Below are 18,079 nucleotides of genomic sequence, written 5' to 3'. Positions count from 1 at the left end.
GCCTTGCAATAAAGAAGCGTTACCGTTTACGGCATGGTGTACACGCGTTCGGTGTTAAAGATATTGCCTTCCTTTTCAAGCCCCTGAGCTGCGGCCTTGCTGTACCACGCAGCGGCTTCTGACGGATTTACAGGCACACCTACGCCAAATTCATAGCATGCGCCCACGTAACGTTGCGCCTGCGCAAAGCCCTGATCGGCAGAACGCTTGGCCCAGGCAAAGGCCTGATCCGGATCCTTGGCAAACCCATACCGCCCCTGGCTGTAATAAAGCGCAAGGTTGAACTGGGCTTCCGCATTGCCAGCAGTGGCGGCGCGGCTCATAAGATCGGCCACGGCGGTATCGTTTTTGGGAACCCCGGCGCCCAGTTCATACAGATAGCCCAACTGCACCTGCGCCTCTGCGTAATTCTGCTCAGCAGCTATGCGAAACCACTTGGCAGCGGTTTCCATATCCTGCGCCACGCCAAGGCCGTTTTCGTAGCAGCGGCCCAGCAGCACCTGAGCGCGCGGATTGCCATCGCTGGCCAGAGGCTGCACCATCTGCACAACCTTGTTGTATTGACCAATATTGTATGCAGTCCACGCCTCATCCAGAGTTTGCTCGGCGCTTTTGGCGGGAGCCGCCTGAACTGTAGCACCCATTCCTGAACCCAGGGCCAGCGCTGCGGCCAAAAGGATTGCAGAACCTATTTTTTTCATAAACGTCTCCTTTGATTCCGGCTTTGCTGCCGGAGTTGCACGGCCAGACAGTAGTACCAGCGCGGGCTGTTGGCAAGCCGCCCCTTGACGCCGTAGCTGGCAGAAGGCACAAACACAGCAGGCGCAGGGCTTGCCCAACCTTTTTTGCGCTCTGAGGAGATTTTGCATGACTGTTCCCCCAAACGACCCTCGGCACGACCAACCCGATACCTCTGAACAGGCTGCGCTGCCCGAGGGTGGTGCAGGTAAAACGGGCGCGCCGCGCGTGGTTGATGTGGAAATTCTGCACGACCATGAAGACTCACGCAATGCCGGCCAGCATGCAAAAGGGCAAGGCAATGCCAGAGCGCAGGGCAACGGGTGGAATAGTGCCCCAGGCTTCGGCCCCTATGAGGATGGAGCGGGCACAGGTTCAGGCCAGGCAGAGTCGGGGCGTCAGGAATACCGCAGCAGGTTTTTCTACCGTGGAACCTTCGGTCAGTCCGGAGGCCTCGGCGGCATGAATCTTGGCCGCGTGTGGATGGGCGGCAACGACCAGACAGGTTGCCTTGCCGCCAGCGTGACCTTTGCCCTCTTTATGGTCTGCCTTGCCCAGTTTGGTTTTCTTGCGGGCATCGGCTTTGTCTTCTTCCATATAATAGGCACGCTCATGGGCGTTATGCGCGATCTGCGGCAGTTCAGCACGGGCCGCCTGCCCAACCCGTGGACATGGCGCATCGGCAACTGGGCTGTTTCCTTTCTGCTGACGGCATGGTTTGCCGGAGCCTTTGACTGAGCCGCGCCGAGGTTACGCGCAATGACTGACAGCCCCTGGCTCGTCTACCTGCTGGAGTGCGCTGACGGCACGCTGTATTGCGGCATCACCACAAACGTGGAGCGCCGTCTGGGCCAGCACAATGGTCAGGTTCCCGGCGGGGCGCGCTACACGCAGGGGCGTCGGCCCGTACGGCTCATTGCCAGCCGGACCTGCGCCTGCAAAGGTGACGCGCTACGGCTTGAACTGGCCGTCAAATCACGTCCGCGCCCCCAAAAAATACAGTTTTTGCTTGATGGAGAGAGTATTTCATGCTGACACCTGATGCAATGATGGCCTTTTTTGCCGCCGCCCTGCTGCTTAGTATTGCGCCCGGCCCGGACAATATCTTTGTACTCACCCAGTCTGCTCTTTTTGGCGTAGGCGCTGGCATAATCACCACGCTAGGGCTTGTTACAGGCCTGTGCGTTCACACTACGGCAGTTGCGTTGGGTGTTGCCGCCATTTTCCAGACCTCGGCCCTGGCCTTTACCCTGCTCAAAGTAGCGGGCGCTGGCTATCTGCTCTGGCTGGCCTGGCTCTCGTTCCGCGCCGGGGCATCCACAACCGATGTGGCGGATGGTGCCGCCAGCGGCACTGGCAGAAACTTCCCCGGCTACATGACGCTCTATCGCCGGGGAATAGTGATGAACGTCACCAACCCCAAGGTTTCACTCTTCTTTCTGGCCTTTCTGCCGCAATTCTGCGACCCCGCACGCGGCAGCGTGGCCTTGCAGGTGCTGAGCCTCGGCGTCCTCTTCATGCTGGCTACCATCGTGGTTTTCTGGACGGTGGCCGCCCTTGGGGGCCGCCTGGCTGTATGGTTCAACCGCTCAAAGCGCGGGCAGGTCATGATGCAGCGCGTGGCGGGCTGCGTGTTTGTGGGGCTGGCTTCCGCCCTGCTGCTCAGCGGGCGCTGATGCGCAACGCTGGCCGCTCACTTGAGAATCTACAGGTACGCTGATGTATTCATGCTCCCGCTACTCCCGCCGCTCTGTTCTGGCTGGCCTTTGCGCCCTGCCCGTTGTCATGTTTGGGGCCGCGATGGGCGCGCCTGTCATCAGTAGCGCACTGGCCGCTGCCAGCCCCGACATCAGCGCAAAAAACCTGCAAAAAATGCTGGCCGAACTCGAGGCGTCAAGCGGCGGCAGGCTTGGCGTGGCAGCCAGTGTCAGCAATGGCGACAAAATTTTATCATACCGGGGGAATGAACGCTTCCCCATGTGCAGCACATTTAAAGTGCTGGCGGCAGCAGCAGTTCTGCGGGACAAAACGAATATTCTTGAACAGAGAATCCATTTTGCCAAAAGCGACATCCAACCCTGGTCGCCTGTTACGGAAAAGCATCTGGAAGACGGCATGACTGTATCAGAATTGTGCAAAGCCATGCTCCAGCACAGCGACAATACGGCTGCCAACCTTGTGCTTGCCCAGTTGGGCGGCCCTGCGGGCTTGACCTCCATTGCCCGCAGCTTTGGCGACACCACGTTTCGCCTTGACCGCTGGGAAGTAGAGCTGAACACAGCCATTCCCGGCGATGCGCGCGATACCACGACGCCCCTTGCCATGCGCCGCACCCTGAACGGCCTGCTTTGCGGCAATCAGCTGAAAGCGCCCGCCAGGAAACAGCTAACGGACTGGATGCTGGGCTGCGCAACCGGGGCCGGGCGCATTCCCGCAGGAGCGCCGCAGGGCTGGCGCTCGGCGCACAAAAGCGGCAGCGGAGAAAACGGCACTGCCAACGATGTGGGCGTACTGTTGCCGCCGGGCAATCCCGAGCAAGCAGCCAAGGCCCGCAATGGCCAAAACAAACCGCTGACTGTGGCCCTCTACCTCACGGGGTCGCGCCTGACCGGACCGGAAAACGACAAAATCCTTGCCCAGGCAACTCGCCTGGTCTGCGCCGCAGAAGGGCTTGCGACGCCGCTTGACAATATGTATTGACATGATTGACCAGCAAAGGTATGAAGTCCGACTTTCGAGGTATCACATGCAGAACTATCGTATTTCTCTCAATGACCTTTCCCCCGAGGGCAAGGAATTTACTCTGGACGACCCCGCCATCTGGCAGGAACCCATGGAGGAATTCCACCTGGAGTGCCGCGTGAGCAAACCATTGCGCGCGCGCATTCTGGTTCTGCCCACGGACGGCGGCTGGCTTGTGCGCGGCACGCTTGAGGGAGAAGTTGTTCTGCCTTGCAGCCGTTGCGCGGAAGATTCCATGGTGACCATTGCCGCGCGCTTTGAAGATTTTGAGAGTCTTCCCGGCGGCAGCGATGATGAAGACGAAGAAGAAAATTACGCCCCCCTGCCCGATATGGATGGCGTGACCGAAGGCCGCATCGTGTTTGAGCGCAACGCCCCCATGCTTGATCTTGCCGCCATTTGCTGGGAAGAACTCATGCTGGCATTGCCCCCGACACCCCTTTGCCGCGATAACTGCAAGGGCCTGTGCGCCGGATGCGGGGTTAATCTTAATGAAGGCATGTGCGCCTGCACGGAAGAAGAAGGCGACCCCCGCATGGCGGCATTGCGCGGCCTCACTCTGCACAAAAACTAGACAATCACAATTTTTTTTACTAATCTGCTGTGTCTTGCGGGCGGGCATGTGCGCCAAGCCGCCCAAACCCGCACAAACATTCCGCAAGACAGGAAAAGGAGACTACCATGGCCGTTCAGCAAAACAAGAAATCCCGTTCCCGCAAGGGCATGCGCCGCTCCCATGATCGCGTGGCCGTGCCTGCCGTTATCTACTGCTCCTGCGGCGAGCCCACCGTTCCGCACAGCGTGTGCCCCAACTGCGGTACCTACAAAGGCCGCCAGGTGATCGCCAAAAGCGAAAACGAATAATGAACGAACGCCCCATCATTGCCGTGGACGCCATGGGCGGGGACTTTGGCCCCTCTGTGGTTGTGCCGGGAGCTATAGAAGCTGCAAGGCTTTATGATCTGCATGTCCAGCTTGTGGGCGACACCCCCAAGCTGGAGGCCGAGCTCGAAAAGCTCGATCTTACCAATGTGCATTTCGACATAGTTCATGCCGATGATGTGGTGCATATGAACGAAAAGCCTTCGGACATCCTGCGCCGCAAGAAAAACGCGTCCATCCAGGTGGCCTGCCGTCAGGTCAAGGATGGCGCGGCGGATGCCGTTGTCAGCGCCGGACATTCCGGCGCTACGGTGGCTTGCGGCATGTTCATCATGGGGCGTTTGCCCGGGGTGGAGCGCCCTGCCCTTGCCACCTTGCTGCCCACGGAAAAAAATCCAGTGGTTGTGCTGGATGTGGGAGCAAATGTGGATTGCCGCCCCTATCATCTGTTCCAGTTTGGCCTCATGGGCGACGCGTTTGCCCGTGACCTGCTGGGCTATGCCTCCCCGCGTGTAAGCATCCTCAGCATTGGCGAAGAAGAGGGCAAGGGCAACAGTCAGGTCAAGGAAGCCTATGACCTGCTTAAAATGGCCCAGAACCTCAACTTTGCGGGCAATGCAGAAGGGCGCGACATCTTTATTGGCAATATCGACGTGGTTGTCTGCGATGGTTTTGTCGGTAACGTGGTCGTTAAAATGAGCGAAGGGCTGGCTACTTCTCTGGTGCGGATGCTCAAGAAGGTGTTTACGTCTGGCGTTTTGCCCGCCATTGGCGGCATGCTGGCCAAGGGCGCTTTCAAACGCTTTGCCAGCACCATTGACTATGCAGAATACGGCGGCGCGCCCCTGCTGGGCCTCCAGGGTCTGGCCATTGTCTGCCACGGGCGCTCCAGCGCCAAGGCCATGACAAACGCCATCAAGATGAGCGGAACCTTTGTGCGCAAGGGAACCAGCAGCCGCCTCGGTGAAATAATTCTTGCCAACGAGGAACTCACACGTTTCTCCCGCGCTATATAACCCTACGGTATTTCTATGAATCCACTCTGTCATCTGCTCGCCTTGAGCGCCTATGTGCCGGATACGGTGCTGACCAATAGCGATCTCGCCAAGGTGGTGGACACCAATGACGAATGGATTGTTTCCCGCACAGGCATAAAACAGCGCCACAGGCTGGGCGATGCGGAAAACGCCTCGGATCTCGGCCTCAAGGCCGCCCGCAAGGCACTTGTGGAAGCCGGGATAGACGCAGGGGAGCTCACCCATATAGTTGGCGCAACCTGCACCCCTGACGTGCTCTCGCCCTCTGTGGCCTGCATCATTGCCGGGCAACTTGGCGCGGGCAAGGTCATGGCCTTTGATATCAGCGCGGCTTGCTCGGGCTTTCTGTACGGGCTTTCCATCTGCCGCGCCCTGCTGGCGCAGGATCCTGACGCCAAAATTCTTTTTGTCTGCACAGAGGCGCTTACCCGCCGCGTAAACTGGGCAGACCGTTCCACATGCGTGCTTTTTGGCGATGCGGCCACGGCCTGCATTGTGAGCAGCGCTTCCAACAACGCAATGTCTTGCGTTGAAGACGTGGTTTGCCACAGCGACGGCGTGCAACGCGACCTTATTATGGTCGGCGGCGGCACCCGCTGCCAGTACGGCCTTGGTCAACCTGTTGGTGAAGACTTTTTCATCACCATGCAGGGCCGCGAAACTTACAAGCATGCTGTGCGCAACATGGTGCACGTGTGCGAGGAAGTGCTTGCGCGCAACGGCCTTTCGGGCGCCGATGTGGACCTGCTGGTGCCGCATCAGGCAAACATGCGCATCATTGAAGCCGTGGGCAGCCGCCTTGAATTGACAGGCGATCGCGTGTTCACCAATGTGGAAAAATACGGCAACACATCTTCTGCCTCCATTCCCCTGGCACTGAGCGAAGCTCGTGCCCAAGGCCGCATCCGCCCCGGCAGCCGCGTTCTTATGACGGCTTTTGGCGCAGGCCTTACCTGGGGCGCCGCATTGTTACGCTTTTGAGGCAATGCGCCTGCGGGATTGCCCCGCAGCACAGCGCCATGTATACTGAATTTCAGTCAGGCCAGGCCGTAAGCCGGGCAGCGCCGCTGCAAAATTAACGCAAAAAGGCGATCCACGGGATACGGTCTCCTTTTTTTACAGGACTCAGACAAAGGCGATACAAGCATGAGCACAGCGCAATCCTCCCCTGCAGCCGGACTGCCGACAGCCCTGGTTACCGGCGGTTCGCGCGGCATTGGCCGGGCCATTGCCCAAACCCTTGCCCGTGACGGCTTTCAGGTATTTCTCACCTACGTCAGCAAACCCGAAGAAGCGGAAAAAGTCGCTGCCGACATCTGCGCAGCTGGCGGCAAGGCCCAGGCCTTTGCGCTTGATGTCAGCAACAGCGAGGCTGTGGCCACTTTTTTCGCCACCCAGATCAAGGACAAGGTTGATCTTGCGGTGCTGGTCAATAATGCCGGCATCACCAAGGACGGCGTTCTTATACGCATGAAGGACGAAGACTTCGACCGCGTTATTGCCGTCAACCTTCGCGGCGCGTTCGTCTGCACGCGCGAAGCCGCAAAAATCATGAGCAAGTCCCGCAAGGGGCGCATCGTTAATATTTCTTCCGTGGTGGGGCAGATGGGCAACGCGGGGCAGGCCAACTACGCTTCGGCCAAAGCCGCCCTCTTGGGGCTTACCAAGTCCTGCGCCAAAGAACTGGCCGCCCGCCAGATTACGGTTAACGCCGTAACGCCGGGTTTTATCGAAACGGACATGACCGCGACACTCAGTGACGACGTGCGGGCGAGCTACACAGACAGCATCCCGCTCAGACGCATGGGCAGCGCCGAAGATGTGGCAGAGGCCGTGGCTTTTCTTGCCTCGGACAAAGCGGCCTACATCACCGGGCAGGTGCTGGGAGTGAACGGCGGCATGTACTGCTAGGCATTTACTACGGAAGACACCCGGCCAGGGCCGGGGTTAAGCAGACCACTAATTTATCTGGAGGATACCATGTCTGACGTTACTGAAAAAGTTACAAAAATCATCATTGACCAACTCGGCGTGACCGCTGAAGAAGTGAAGCCCGAAGCTTCCTTCGTGGAAGACCTCGGCGCCGACTCCCTTGACCTGACCGAACTGATCATGGCCATGGAAGAAGAATTCGACATCGAAATCGCCGATGACGACGCCCAGAAGATCCTGAAAGTTCAGGATGCCATCAGCTACATCGAAAACAAGCAGTAATAGCGCTTGTTATAGTATATGCAGCGCGGGGGGGTCTGCCCCCCGCCTCAAAGGAGCATGCATGACCCGTCCCCGCGTAGTAATCACCGGCATAGGCGGCGTTACGCCCCTCGCCAATGATATTGAGAGCACCTGGAAAAAACTGCTCGCAGGCGAGTCGGGCATCGCGCCCATCACGCTTTTTGACGCCTCCGCCTACGATTCCCGCATTGCCGGTGAAGTGAAAAACTTTGTCGCCGAAGACTATATGCCCATGAAGCAGGCTCGGCGCATGGATCGCTTTACCCAGTTTGCAGTGGCCTCTGCCAAGATGCTGCTTGAAGACTCCAAGTACGAAATCACCGATGCCAACGCCTACGATACGGGCGTGATCCTCGGTATCGGCCTGGGCGGTCTGCACACCATCGAAACATACCACGCCAAGCTGCTGGAATCCGGCCCCCACAAAATTTCGCCCTTCATGATCCCCATGCTGATTTCCAACATGGGGCCGGGACAGATTTCCATCTTCACCGGCGCCAAGGGCTCGAACATCGTCACCACCACGGCCTGCGCCTCTGCCATCCACGCTCTTGGCACCGCCTACAGCGAAATGGTTCTGGGCCGCGCGACCGCAGTTATTTCCGGCGGTGTTGAAGCTACGGTTACGCCTCTGGGCGTGGCCGGATTTACGGCTCTCAAGGCCCTTTCCACGCAGTTCAACGATGAACCTGCCCGCGCATCCCGCCCCTTTGACGCGAATCGCGATGGCTTTGTCATCGGCGAAGGCGCTGGCCTGCTGCTGCTGGAAACGCTGGAATCCGCGCAGGCGCGCGGCGCAAAAATTTATGCGGAAATGGTGGGTTACGGCGCGTCTGGCGATGCCTACCACATGACCGCCCCCCGCGACGACGGCGAAGGCATGGCCCGCGCCATGCAGAACGCCCTGCGCGAAGCTGGCATTGATGCTTCGGCCATTGGTCACATCAATGCCCACGCCACGTCCACCATGCTGAACGACAGCACGGAAACCAAGGCCATCAAGACCGTTTTTGGCGCGCATGCCAAGAAGGTCAAGATTTCGGCCACCAAATCCATGACCGGGCACCTGCTCGGCGCGGCTGGCGGCATTGAATCCGTCTTCACGGCCCTTGCCCTGCATGACGAAATGCTGCCCGGCACCATTAACCTTGAAAACCCCGATCCCGCATGTGATCTCGATTACATGGCCGACGGCTCCAAGCACATCGCCTGCGAATACGCCATGTGCAACTCCTTCGGCTTTGGCGGCACCAACGCCAGCGTGATCTTCAAGAAGTGGCAACAGTAGCCGACAGTTTTTACTCGGCCTCTGCCCTCCCCGTTTGATAATCATCTGCCCGCCGTTGTGGCGGGCAGAACATTTCAAAAGGATGCGACGTCATGGACGAAATCCTGCTGCAAGACCCGGAACTGGCGCGAGCCATCACGCTTGAATCCGACCGTCAGATGAGCAAACTTGAGCTCATCGCTTCTGAAAACTTTGTTTCCCGCGCCGTGCGCGAAGCGCAAGGCAGCGTACTTACCCACAAGTACGCCGAAGGCTATCCCGGCAAGCGCTACTACGGCGGCTGCGAATATGTGGATATGGCCGAAACCCTGGCTCAGGATCGCGCCAAGCAGCTTTTCAACTGCGAATACGTGAACGTGCAGCCGCACTCCGGCTCGCAGGCCAACATGGCCGCCTACCTCGCTTTTCTAAAGCCCGGCGACACCATTCTGGGCATGAACCTTTCGCACGGCGGGCACCTCACCCACGGCAGCCCGGTGAACTTTTCTGGCCGCCTGTTCAACATCGTTTCTTACGGCGTGCAGCGCGAGACGGGCCGCATAGACTATGACGAAGTCGCCGCCCTGGCCCGAGAGCACAAGCCCAACGCCATTGTTGCCGGTGCAAGCGCCTACCCCCGCGCCATCGACTTTGCCCGTTTCCGCCAGATCGCTGACGAAGTCGGCGCCAAGCTGGTGGTGGATATGGCGCACATCGCTGGCCTTGTGGCCGCCGGTCTGCACCAGAGCCCGCTTTCTTACGCACACATCACCACCACGACCACGCACAAAACCCTGCGCGGCCCCCGTGGCGGCATGATTCTTTCTACAGAAGACATGGGAAAAACCCTGAACAGCCAGATTTTCCCCGGCATTCAGGGCGGCCCCCTCATGCACGTCATTGCGGCCAAGGCCGTGGCTTTTGGCGAAGCCCTGCGCCCCGCGTTCAAAACGTACCAGCAGCGCGTGGTGACCAACGCCGCCGTGCTTGCCAAGTATCTTATGGATGCCGGGTACGACCTTGTCTCCGGCGGCACGGACAACCACCTGATGCTGGTTGACCTGACCAACAAGGACGTCACGGGCAAGGATGCGGAACACGCACTTGATCAGGCGGGCATCACCGTCAACAAGAACACTGTGCCCTTTGAAACCCGCTCGCCCTTTGTGACCTCGGGTGTGCGTCTTGGCACTGCGGCCCTGACCACGCGCGGCATGAAGGAAGACGACATGCGCACCGTGGGCGCATTCATCGTAGAGGCTATTGAAAAACGCGAGGACGCCGCCGCTCTTGAAAAGATCAGCAAGAACGTTGAAGAATTTGCTCGTCAGTTCCCGCTATTCGCCTGGTAACGGGCTGATTTTCGGGCGGTTTTTCTGACGCCTCGCCCCCGCAGGCAACTTCGGGGCTGGTGCCGGAAAAACCGCCAGATATAATCATAGAGGGGCTGCGCCCCCTTTGACAAAGCCCCGGTTTTGAGAAAAACAGGGGCTTTGCCTTGCGCGGACAGGCAGATAAAAACTGCTGTTTCACAGCAAGACTGCACTGCCGATGCAGTGGGCGACCGGAACCGCAAGCGCTGCCTGACGCAGCATCACGGCAAAATAGCCTCGGCCCTGCCTGTCGCGGATATTTTGACGTCAGGCAAGGAAGGCAAGGGCGCGGTGATGGGAGCGGATGCACTTTTTTTTGCGGTCAAGACGCCCCTCTGGCGCTTAACCCCGCGGGTAAACCGCGCTGGCGCCTCCGTGGCGGACGCCTGCTGGCGCAACCGTCAGCACAATTTCAGAGCGAAATTGCGCTCTGGTACGCGACCGGAATCGCAAGTGCTGCCTGACGCAGCATCACGGCAAAATAGCCCGACAGGCAACTTGGCATTTTCACCAGCCGCCTGTACACTACCACCAATCAACATATGGGTGTGTTATGCAGCGAATGCCGTGGCCGGAATATTTTATGAACATCACGTACCTGGTGAGCGGGCGTTCTACGTGTACGCGGCGCAAGGTGGGTGCGGTGGCGGTTAAGGACAAGCGCATTTTAGCCACGGGATACAACGGGGCTCCGGCGGGGGTTCCGCACTGTCTTGAGGTGGGGTGTCTGCGCACGCAGATGGGCATTCCTTCGGGGCAGAGGCATGAAATATGCCGGGGGCTGCATGCGGAGCAGAATGTCATTATTCAGGCTGCTGTGCATGGCATCAATATCAGTGGCGCAGAGATTTATTGCACGACGCACCCTTGCGTGCTGTGCAGCAAAATGTTGATAAATTGCGGCATACGCCACATTTATTATGCGGAATATTACCCTGACGAGCTTGCGGAGCAGATGCTCAAGGAAGCCGGGGTCATTATGGAAAAGCTGGATTTTGCACCGCCTGTTATCAGCGCCCAAGCCGGAGTAGACTACCATGTCTGAACTGGATTTTGTTCCCTTTATGCGTGAAGCCATTGACCTTGCAGAACAAGGTCGGTGGCATGCCTGCCCCAACCCCACGGTGGGGGCGGTACTGGTGCGCGATGGGCAGATCGTGGCTCGGGGCTGGCACCACGCCGCCGGAGAGGATCATGCAGAAGTGGACTGCATCAAGGATGCGGCCTCGCACGGCGTAAATCCGGCGGAGTGCACTCTGGTTGTCACGCTTGAACCTTGCTGCCATCAGGGCAAAACGCCACCCTGCACCGAAGCCATCAAGGCTGCGGGCATCAAAAAGGTGGTCGTAGGCCTTGCGGACGTCAATCCTGTGGCCTGCGGCGGCGCTTGCCAGCTGCGCGAAAGCGGCGTTGAGGTGATTGAAGGCGTCTGCGAGCAGGAATGCCGCGATCTTGTGGCCGATTTTCTGATCTGGCAGCAGCACAAGCGCCCCTACGTAATGCTGAAAATGGCCGCCACCCTTGACGGACGCATCGCCACCCGCAAGGGCCAGTCCAAATGGATAAGCTGCGATAAATCCAGAGAAGAAGTGCAGGAACTGCGCGCGGGCATCGGCCTGTGCGGCGGCGCTATCCTTGTGGGCGGCGGCACCTTTCGCACTGACAATCCGCAGCTTACCGTGCGGGGCGAAAATGCCGGGCCGCAACCTCTGGCCTGCGTGCTTACCTCACGCCTGCCCCAGCCCGATGCGGATTTTCACCTGCTGAAAGACCGCCCGGAACAGACAGTTTTCATGGTTTCGCCCGCTGCGGCGGCCTCCACCACGGCCAAGGCCCTGCGCGACATCGGCGTGAGGGTTCTGGCGCTTGGCCCCGGCATGCACGGCGGGCCGGACTTTCCCAATCTGCTGCGTGCAGTGTGGGAAGAACTGCACTGCCCCTACATGCTTTGCGAAGGCGGCGGGCATCTGGCCCTGAGCCTGCTGGAAGCCGGCCTTGTGGACGACTTCCGCCTGCACCTCGCGCCCATGATTCTGGGCGACGAAGACGCCCTGCCGCTCTTTTCCGGCCGCGCGCCCCTGAGCCTGGAAGAAGCCCTGCGCATGCGCGTGAGCAATACGCACCTGTGCGGCGAAGACATTCACATTCACTTGCGGCCTCTTGAAGCCGCCAAGGCATAGGGCGGGCGCATGTTCACCGGCATTATCCAGGGCCAGGGCGAGGTTCTCGCCCTGCGCGACACCGGCACGGAACGCAGGTTCACCCTGCGCCCCCTGTTCAGTCTGCCCTCCATCGTCGATGGCGAATCCATTGCCGTCAACGGCGCATGCCTTTCGGTGGAAACCCACGGCGAGGGGGTGTTCACAGCCTATGCCTCCACAGAAACCCTCTCGCGCACCACGCTGGGCAGGCTCAAGACTGGCGACAGCGTGAACATGGAGCGGGCGCTGGCCCTGGGCGACCGGCTTGGCGGGCACCTGGTGAGCGGGCATGTGGATTGTCTTGCCACGGTGCGCAGCGTTACGGGCGCGGGGCAGTCCCTGTGTTGCCGTATTGCCTTTCCCAAGGAATATGGGGTGGAGGTCATTGCCAAGGGCTCTGTGGCCCTTGACGGCATCAGCCTTACCATCAATGATTGCGGGCCTGATTTTCTTGAGGTTAACATCATTCCCGATACCCAGAAGCGCACCACAATGCGCAACTGGCGGCCGGGAACTCTGGTGAATATGGAAACCGACCTCATTGGCAAATATGTGCGCAGCCTTTTGGGGGCCTGGGCTCCCGGCGGCAAGAGCGCGGCAGAGCAAACTGCCGCCGCGCAGACCAGCGGGTTGAGCCGCGAGATGCTCTTGCGCAACGGCTTTATCTGAACATTTCCGCTTACAGAAATATTACAAAAAACGCGTTAGCGCGGGCACTTGCGCCAACGCGCCAAGGAGTTGCCATGAGCACTGTTACCACCATCGCCGGACAGTTGGACGCCAAGGGTCTCAAGATCGCCATTGTGGCCACCCGGTTCAACGATTTTATCGTAGATCGCCTTGTGGGCGGCGCGCAGGATTATCTGGAACGTCACGGCCTTGATACCGCCAATATCACCATTGTGCGTATTCCCGGCGCATTCGAAATGCCGCTGGTCTGCCAGAAGCTGGTCAATTCCGGCAAGTATGACGGCGTGTTGGCGCTTGGCGCGGTTATTCGCGGCGGCACCCCCCACTTTGACTACGTGTGCGCCGAGGCCAGCAAGGGCATTGCCCAGGCCATGATGCACTCCGGCGTCCCCATCGGTTTTGGTCTGCTGACCTGCGACACCATTGAACAGGCCATTGAACGCGCCGGTTCCAAGGGCGGCAACAAGGGCGTGGAAGCTGCGGCAGCCATGCTGGAAACCATCCGCGTTATGGAGCAGTTGTAACCCATGGCAAAAGGCAAATCAGCCACCCGCCGTGGCGAACGCGAACTGGCCTTTCAGGTCCTGTACGGCCTTTCCTTCACCCCGGCCCGTGATATTGACGATCTGCGGCGCATCTTTCGCATTTCTCCGGACTATCTTGCCCGCTGGGAAGGTCAGGAACCGCCCAGCCATCCCTCGGGCTTTGCCTGGGAACTGGTGGCAGGCGTTTGGAGCAAGAGCGATGAGCTTGATGCGTCCATCAGCAATTTTTCGCGCAACTGGCGCGTAGACCGCATGGGCCGCGTGGAGCTGACCCTGCTGCGCCTTGCCGTTTTTGAGATCATGTACCGCAATGATGTGCCGCCCAAGGTTGCCATCAACGAGGCGCTGGAACTCAGCCGCCAGTTTGGCGAAGGCAACGCCAAGAGCTTTATCAACGGCATTCTTGATGCCGTGGCCAAGGCTCTGGAAACCGGCGGAATCTCCCGGCCCGCTGCCGATCCTTCAACCATATCCGAGTAATCCGGTAAAGCCCCATGACGCACGAACGCTATAATCCGCAAGCTATCGAAGAAAAGTGGCAGTCTCGCTGGCAGGCCGAAAACGCTTTTGCCTGCACCCACAAGAGCAACAAGCCCAAGTATTATGTGCTTGAAATGTTCCCCTATCCTTCGGGCAATATCCATATGGGCCATGTGCGCAACTACGCCATTGGCGATGTGGTGGCGCGCAGCAAGCGCATGCTGGGCTTCAACGTATTGCACCCTATGGGCTGGGACGCCTTTGGTCTGCCTGCGGAAAACGCGGCCATCAAGAACAATACCCATCCCGCCAAATGGACCTACGCCAACATAGACAACATGAGGGCGCAACTGAAGCGCCTGGGTTATTCCTATGACTGGGATCGCGAAATCGCTACCTGCCGCCCCGAATATTACCGCTGGGAGCAGATGTTCTTTTTGCGCCTGCTGGAAAAAGGGCTCGTGTACCGCAAAAAGGCGGCGCAGAACTGGTGCCCCTCGTGCCACACGGTGCTCGCCAACGAGCAGGTTGTCGATGGCCTTTGCTGGCGCTGCGACAGCCGCGTGGAGCAGAAGGATCTGACCCAGTGGTTCCTCAAGATCACGGCCTACGGCGATGAACTGCTGCAAGACCTGCAAAGCCTTGAAGGCGACTGGCCCGACCGCGTTATCGCCATGCAGCGCAACTGGATTGGCAAATCCACGGGCGCGGCCATCACTTTTGGTCTGGAAAACGCGGCCCTCAAGGCAGAAGGCGTCACGGGCATAGACGTGTTCACCACGCGGCCCGACACGCTCTTTGGCGTGACATTCATGACGCTGGCCCCCGAGCATCCGCTGGTGGAAAAGCTCATTGAAGGCTATGAAAAAGCCGATGAAGTACGCGCCTTTGTTGATCGCATCCGCAATATGGACCGCATCGACCGCCAGTCCGATTCGCTGGAAAAAGAAGGTATCTTCACCGGTGCCTACGCCGTGCATCCCTTTACCGGGCAGCGCGTGCCGCTGTGGCTGGGCAACTTCGTTCTGGCTGATTACGGCACTGGCGCGGTTATGGGCGTGCCCGCGCACGACCAGCGCGATTTTGAGTTTGCCCGCAAATACGGCCTGCCCCTGCGCGTGGTCATCAGCCCCAAGGATGAGCAGATTGATCCTGAAACCTTGACCGAAGCTTATACAGCTGAAGGTTTCATGGTTAATTCCGGCCCCTTTGACGGCACCGCCAATGAGGACGGCAAAAAGGCCGTGGCTCAGGCGCTGGAAAAGGACGGCAAGGGCAAGGCCACCACTCAGTTCCGCCTGCGCGACTGGAACATTTCGCGCCAGCGCTACTGGGGCGCGCCCATCCCCGTTATTTACTGCGACAAGTGCGGCGTGGTGCCTGAAAAGGAAGAAAACCTGCCCGTGCTGCTGCCCATGGACGTGAAAATCCGCGAAGACGGGCGCTCTCCCCTGCCGGAAACGCCGGAATTTGCCTCGTGCACCTGCCCCAAGTGCGGCGGGACCGCCCGGCGCGAAACCGACACAATGGATACCTTTGTGGAATCCTCGTGGTATTTCGCCCGCTACACCAGCGCCCGCAAGGAAGATGGCCCCTTTGACACGGAGGCCCTCAAGTACTGGCTGCCCGTTGACCAGTACATCGGCGGCGTGGAACACGCCATCCTGCATCTGCTCTATTCGCGCTTTTTCACCAAGGTGCTGCGCGATCTGGGCTTTTTCCCTGCCGAACTCAACGAGCCTTTCGCCAACCTGCTCACCCAGGGCATGGTGCTGAAAGACGGCAGCAAGATGTCCAAATCCAAGGGCAACGTTGTTGCGCCTTCCGACATGATCGCCAAGTATGGCGCGGATACGGTGCGCTTGTTCTGCCTCTTTGCCGCGCCGGCCGAACGCGACTTTGACTGGTCGGATTCTGGCATCGAAGGCGCGTCGCGCTTTATTGGCCGCGTGTGGCGTCTTTTTGATGAAGAAAAAGACCGTCTGCTGCCCCTCAAGGCCTGCCAGTCCACGGCTGAGGACGCTCAGAGCGAGGAAGCCCGCGACCTGCGCCGCCGCGAACACCTTACGGTCAAGAAATGCAGCGAAGACATGGGCGACCGCTTCCAGTTCAACACGGCTATTGCCGCTGTAATGGAACTGGTCAACGCCATGTATCTTTCGCGCGAAAAGCTTGGCGCCACGGAAGGCGACCGCCGCGTATTCTCGTCGGCCATGGCCTCCGTGCTTACGCTGCTTTCGCCCATCACGCCCCATGTTTGCGAAGAACTCTGGCAGCATCTGGGGCACGGCACCCAGCTTGCCAGCGAACTTCTGCCCAAATGGGACGATGCCGCTACCGTTCAGGACATGCTCACCGTGGCCCTTCAGGTCAACGGCAAGCTGCGCGGCACGGTGCAGATACCCGCAGCCGCCGACAAAGCCGCCATGGAACAGGCCGCACTGGCAGATTCCTCGGTGCAGCGCCACATTGACGGCCTGACCGTGCGCAAGGTGGTGGTGGTCCCCGGCAAACTGGTCAACATCGTTGCCAACTAACTGATTATCATGGCGGAAGGGGCTGTTTTTCGCAGATGAAAAACGCCCCTTCCGCCTGTATACCCCTTCCCCGTTCCCGCTTTTGTACCTATACTGACTGCGTTGGCAGTTTCACCAGATGACAAACCTGGATTTACGGGATTTATTCCAAGGCGGAATTTATTCCGGGCGGGTTTTATTCCGAGGCTGCTACGGCAGTCTTTTTTTTATCAATTTTCAGAACCACGGAATATCATGAGCGCGGTACATCCCGGATTCAGTTTTCTTGTATGCCCGGACGGGCAGTTGCTGCGCGCGCGCATGGAGCAGCTGCTTTCTTCCTTTCCGCCCGCCAGCGGGCAGTGGGAAAGGCACGTCTACTGGGGCGACGAGGAACCCTCGCCGCGCTTCTGGGAGCAGCTTACACTGCAAGGCCTGTTCGGCGCACCGCGTGTGCTGGTGGTGCGTCAGGCCAATCTGTGGCCCGCAGCGGTGTGGAAAAAGGTATCGCATGCGCTGGCCCGGCCCTCGGAACAGTGCTGGCCCTTTTTTTGTATGGAAGTGGCCTGGGACAAAGGCCAGCCCAAGATTCCCGCGCACATTGCCAAACTGCGCTGCATGGCCTTTGCGGATCAGCAGGGCTGGATATGGCGGCAGGACGGCCTGAACGAACGGGCGGTCAAAAAGCATGTGCTGCAACGCTCGCACGAGCTTGGCCTGCGCTTTGAACAGGACGCTCTGGAGCAGTTTTGCGCCTCTGTGCCGCCCGATGCCCTGGCCATTGAAAACGAGCTGATCAAGCTGCAACTGCTGCGCAATACTGCACAGGATGATGCCCGGGAGAAATCACAGGCAGATTCTCACGGGGCGGATCAGGTTCCCGACCAGGGCACCATTACTCTGGCCATGACCGCCACGGCTTCTTGGAACCCAGAGTGCAACGTCTTTGACTGCATCCGGCACATGGAGGCGGGCAACCTCACCGCCGTGTGGAAGGAACTTTCGCGCAGTCAGGACGGCGACAGCCTGCTGTTTTCTTTGCTGGCCCTGCTGGCGCGGGAGTTACGCCTGCTCTGGCAACTATGGGCGGGCGAAAAGGTGCGCGTGCATCCCAACGAGGCTGCCTTCAAAAAACAGTTGGCAACCCGGCTCGGCCCAGCAGTGCTTGCGGAGTGCATGTCCACTGTTATGGATGCGGAGTTGCAGGTAAAGAGCGGCCGCAGATCACCAAGCCAGAGCCTGGACTATCTCGCGGCCCGCATGACAGACCTGTTTGCCGCAGGCCGCACCCGCGCCTGACGCAAACCGCCAGGCAGAACATCGCCGCGCCAGCCTCGCGCGGTGCAAATGCGGTTATTGCGACCCAGATTCCG

20 protein-coding genes are annotated in these 18,079 nt (G+C 59.3%); 19 read left to right on the top strand and 1 reads right to left on the bottom strand.

Annotation, left to right across the window (positions count from 1 at the left end; all coding sequences use genetic code 11):
- Positions 1 to 26: 26 nt before the first annotated feature.
- Positions 27 to 701: a tetratricopeptide repeat protein gene (locus NE637_RS03675; protein ID WP_215647007.1), complete on the bottom strand. Its 675-nt coding sequence runs from the start codon at positions 699 to 701 to the stop codon at positions 27 to 29.
- A 166-nt stretch (positions 702 to 867) separates the two neighbouring features.
- Between NE637_RS03675 and NE637_RS03670 the strand changes: the two genes are divergently transcribed.
- From NE637_RS03670 to NE637_RS03580, 19 genes are all read left to right on the top strand, one after another.
- On the top strand, positions 868 to 1,476 hold the full coding sequence (locus NE637_RS03670) for a hypothetical protein (protein ID WP_227117651.1): 609 nt from the start codon (positions 868 to 870) through the stop codon (positions 1,474 to 1,476).
- A gap of 21 nt (positions 1,477 to 1,497) precedes the next feature.
- Positions 1,498 to 1,773 carry a GIY-YIG nuclease family protein gene (locus tag NE637_RS03665; protein ID WP_215647009.1) on the top strand — a complete coding sequence of 92 codons (276 nt, stop codon included), beginning with the start codon at positions 1,498 to 1,500 and terminating at the stop codon, positions 1,771 to 1,773.
- Entirely contained in the window at positions 1,767 to 2,414 is a 648-nt protein-coding gene (locus NE637_RS03660) for a LysE family translocator (RefSeq protein ID WP_227117653.1), read from the top strand. The genes NE637_RS03665 and NE637_RS03660 overlap by 7 nt, the downstream gene beginning before the upstream one ends.
- 109 nt (positions 2,415 to 2,523) lie before the next feature.
- Positions 2,524 to 3,438 carry a class A beta-lactamase gene (bla, locus tag NE637_RS03655; RefSeq protein ID WP_406566400.1) on the top strand — a complete coding sequence of 305 codons (915 nt, stop codon included), beginning with the start codon at positions 2,524 to 2,526 and terminating at the stop codon, positions 3,436 to 3,438.
- A 46-nt stretch (positions 3,439 to 3,484) separates the two neighbouring features.
- The gene (locus tag NE637_RS03650) at positions 3,485 to 4,054 is read left to right on the top strand and encodes a YceD family protein (RefSeq protein WP_227117656.1); all 570 of its coding nucleotides are present in this window, start codon (positions 3,485 to 3,487) and stop codon (positions 4,052 to 4,054) included.
- A 107-nt stretch (positions 4,055 to 4,161) separates the two neighbouring features.
- The gene (rpmF, locus tag NE637_RS03645; RefSeq protein ID WP_022658456.1) at positions 4,162 to 4,344 is read left to right on the top strand and encodes a 50S ribosomal protein L32; all 183 of its coding nucleotides are present in this window, start codon (positions 4,162 to 4,164) and stop codon (positions 4,342 to 4,344) included.
- Positions 4,344 to 5,378: a phosphate acyltransferase PlsX gene (plsX, locus tag NE637_RS03640; protein ID WP_192111392.1), complete on the top strand. Its 1,035-nt coding sequence runs from the start codon at positions 4,344 to 4,346 to the stop codon at positions 5,376 to 5,378. The genes rpmF and plsX overlap by 1 nt, the downstream gene beginning before the upstream one ends.
- A 15-nt stretch (positions 5,379 to 5,393) precedes the next feature.
- Positions 5,394 to 6,380, top strand: coding sequence for a beta-ketoacyl-ACP synthase III (locus tag NE637_RS03635; RefSeq protein WP_192111391.1), 987 nt, complete (start codon positions 5,394 to 5,396; stop codon positions 6,378 to 6,380).
- Between the two features lie 165 nt (positions 6,381 to 6,545).
- The gene (gene fabG, locus NE637_RS03630) at positions 6,546 to 7,310 is read left to right on the top strand and encodes a 3-oxoacyl-[acyl-carrier-protein] reductase (protein WP_192111390.1); all 765 of its coding nucleotides are present in this window, start codon (positions 6,546 to 6,548) and stop codon (positions 7,308 to 7,310) included.
- 69 nt (positions 7,311 to 7,379) lie between these two features.
- Positions 7,380 to 7,613 carry an acyl carrier protein gene (gene acpP, locus NE637_RS03625; protein WP_192111389.1) on the top strand — a complete coding sequence of 78 codons (234 nt, stop codon included), beginning with the start codon at positions 7,380 to 7,382 and terminating at the stop codon, positions 7,611 to 7,613.
- A 61-nt stretch (positions 7,614 to 7,674) separates the two neighbouring features.
- Positions 7,675 to 8,922 carry a beta-ketoacyl-ACP synthase II gene (fabF, locus tag NE637_RS03620; RefSeq protein ID WP_192111388.1) on the top strand — a complete coding sequence of 416 codons (1,248 nt, stop codon included), beginning with the start codon at positions 7,675 to 7,677 and terminating at the stop codon, positions 8,920 to 8,922.
- Between the two features lie 92 nt (positions 8,923 to 9,014).
- Entirely contained in the window at positions 9,015 to 10,253 is a 1,239-nt protein-coding gene (glyA, locus tag NE637_RS03615; RefSeq protein WP_192111387.1) for a serine hydroxymethyltransferase, read from the top strand.
- A 574-nt stretch (positions 10,254 to 10,827) separates the two neighbouring features.
- Entirely contained in the window at positions 10,828 to 11,319 is a 492-nt protein-coding gene (locus NE637_RS03610; protein ID WP_192111385.1) for a deoxycytidylate deaminase, read from the top strand.
- On the top strand, positions 11,312 to 12,454 hold the full coding sequence (ribD, locus tag NE637_RS03605; RefSeq protein WP_227117657.1) for a bifunctional diaminohydroxyphosphoribosylaminopyrimidine deaminase/5-amino-6-(5-phosphoribosylamino)uracil reductase RibD: 1,143 nt from the start codon (positions 11,312 to 11,314) through the stop codon (positions 12,452 to 12,454). The genes NE637_RS03610 and ribD overlap by 8 nt, the downstream gene beginning before the upstream one ends.
- Positions 12,455 to 12,463: 9 nt before the next feature.
- Positions 12,464 to 13,144 carry a riboflavin synthase gene (locus NE637_RS03600; protein WP_192111383.1) on the top strand — a complete coding sequence of 227 codons (681 nt, stop codon included), beginning with the start codon at positions 12,464 to 12,466 and terminating at the stop codon, positions 13,142 to 13,144.
- A gap of 74 nt (positions 13,145 to 13,218) precedes the next feature.
- On the top strand, positions 13,219 to 13,689 hold the full coding sequence (gene ribH, locus NE637_RS03595) for a 6,7-dimethyl-8-ribityllumazine synthase (protein ID WP_022658445.1): 471 nt from the start codon (positions 13,219 to 13,221) through the stop codon (positions 13,687 to 13,689).
- Positions 13,690 to 13,692: 3 nt separating this feature from the next.
- Complete coding sequence (gene nusB, locus NE637_RS03590; protein WP_192111382.1) at positions 13,693 to 14,190, top strand: transcription antitermination factor NusB; 498 nt, start codon at positions 13,693 to 13,695, stop codon at positions 14,188 to 14,190.
- Positions 14,191 to 14,204: 14 nt separating this feature from the next.
- A complete protein-coding gene (leuS, locus tag NE637_RS03585) occupies positions 14,205 to 16,727 on the top strand; it encodes a leucine--tRNA ligase (RefSeq protein ID WP_192111381.1) in 2,523 nt (840 codons plus the stop codon).
- A 234-nt stretch (positions 16,728 to 16,961) separates the two neighbouring features.
- Positions 16,962 to 18,005, top strand: a complete 1,044-nt coding sequence (locus NE637_RS03580) for a DNA polymerase III subunit delta (RefSeq protein ID WP_227117659.1) — start codon at positions 16,962 to 16,964, stop codon at positions 18,003 to 18,005.
- The last annotated feature ends 74 nt before the right edge of the window (positions 18,006 to 18,079 follow it).

Origin of the sequence: Desulfovibrio desulfuricans (genome assembly GCF_024460775.1) — a bacterium.
Classification (GTDB): Bacteria; Desulfobacterota; Desulfovibrionia; order Desulfovibrionales; family Desulfovibrionaceae; genus Desulfovibrio; species Desulfovibrio desulfuricans_E.
The sequence above is the reverse complement of the archived record's forward strand: the minus strand, read 5'-3'. Positions and strand labels throughout refer to the sequence as shown.

What these genes read in the sequence shown, in the direction of transcription:
- NE637_RS03675 (WP_215647007.1), bottom strand. Translation starts at nt 701, where the DNA reads ATGAAAAAAATAGGTTCTGCAATCCTTTTGGCCGCAGCGCTGGCCCTG.
- NE637_RS03670 (WP_227117651.1), top strand. Translation starts at nt 868, where the DNA reads ATGACTGTTCCCCCAAACGACCCTCGGCACGACCAACCCGATACCTCT.
- NE637_RS03665 (WP_215647009.1), top strand. Translation starts at nt 1,498, where the DNA reads ATGACTGACAGCCCCTGGCTCGTCTACCTGCTGGAGTGCGCTGACGGC.
- NE637_RS03660 (WP_227117653.1), top strand. Translation starts at nt 1,767, where the DNA reads ATGCTGACACCTGATGCAATGATGGCCTTTTTTGCCGCCGCCCTGCTG.
- bla (WP_406566400.1), top strand. Translation starts at nt 2,524, where the DNA reads ATGTTTGGGGCCGCGATGGGCGCGCCTGTCATCAGTAGCGCACTGGCC.
- NE637_RS03650 (WP_227117656.1), top strand. Translation starts at nt 3,485, where the DNA reads ATGCAGAACTATCGTATTTCTCTCAATGACCTTTCCCCCGAGGGCAAG.
- rpmF (WP_022658456.1), top strand. Translation starts at nt 4,162, where the DNA reads ATGGCCGTTCAGCAAAACAAGAAATCCCGTTCCCGCAAGGGCATGCGC.
- plsX (WP_192111392.1), top strand. Translation starts at nt 4,344, where the DNA reads ATGAACGAACGCCCCATCATTGCCGTGGACGCCATGGGCGGGGACTTT.
- NE637_RS03635 (WP_192111391.1), top strand. Translation starts at nt 5,394, where the DNA reads ATGAATCCACTCTGTCATCTGCTCGCCTTGAGCGCCTATGTGCCGGAT.
- fabG (WP_192111390.1), top strand. Translation starts at nt 6,546, where the DNA reads ATGAGCACAGCGCAATCCTCCCCTGCAGCCGGACTGCCGACAGCCCTG.
- acpP (WP_192111389.1), top strand. Translation starts at nt 7,380, where the DNA reads ATGTCTGACGTTACTGAAAAAGTTACAAAAATCATCATTGACCAACTC.
- fabF (WP_192111388.1), top strand. Translation starts at nt 7,675, where the DNA reads ATGACCCGTCCCCGCGTAGTAATCACCGGCATAGGCGGCGTTACGCCC.
- glyA (WP_192111387.1), top strand. Translation starts at nt 9,015, where the DNA reads ATGGACGAAATCCTGCTGCAAGACCCGGAACTGGCGCGAGCCATCACG.
- NE637_RS03610 (WP_192111385.1), top strand. Translation starts at nt 10,828, where the DNA reads ATGCAGCGAATGCCGTGGCCGGAATATTTTATGAACATCACGTACCTG.
- ribD (WP_227117657.1), top strand. Translation starts at nt 11,312, where the DNA reads ATGTCTGAACTGGATTTTGTTCCCTTTATGCGTGAAGCCATTGACCTT.
- NE637_RS03600 (WP_192111383.1), top strand. Translation starts at nt 12,464, where the DNA reads ATGTTCACCGGCATTATCCAGGGCCAGGGCGAGGTTCTCGCCCTGCGC.
- ribH (WP_022658445.1), top strand. Translation starts at nt 13,219, where the DNA reads ATGAGCACTGTTACCACCATCGCCGGACAGTTGGACGCCAAGGGTCTC.
- nusB (WP_192111382.1), top strand. Translation starts at nt 13,693, where the DNA reads ATGGCAAAAGGCAAATCAGCCACCCGCCGTGGCGAACGCGAACTGGCC.
- leuS (WP_192111381.1), top strand. Translation starts at nt 14,205, where the DNA reads ATGACGCACGAACGCTATAATCCGCAAGCTATCGAAGAAAAGTGGCAG.
- NE637_RS03580 (WP_227117659.1), top strand. Translation starts at nt 16,962, where the DNA reads ATGAGCGCGGTACATCCCGGATTCAGTTTTCTTGTATGCCCGGACGGG.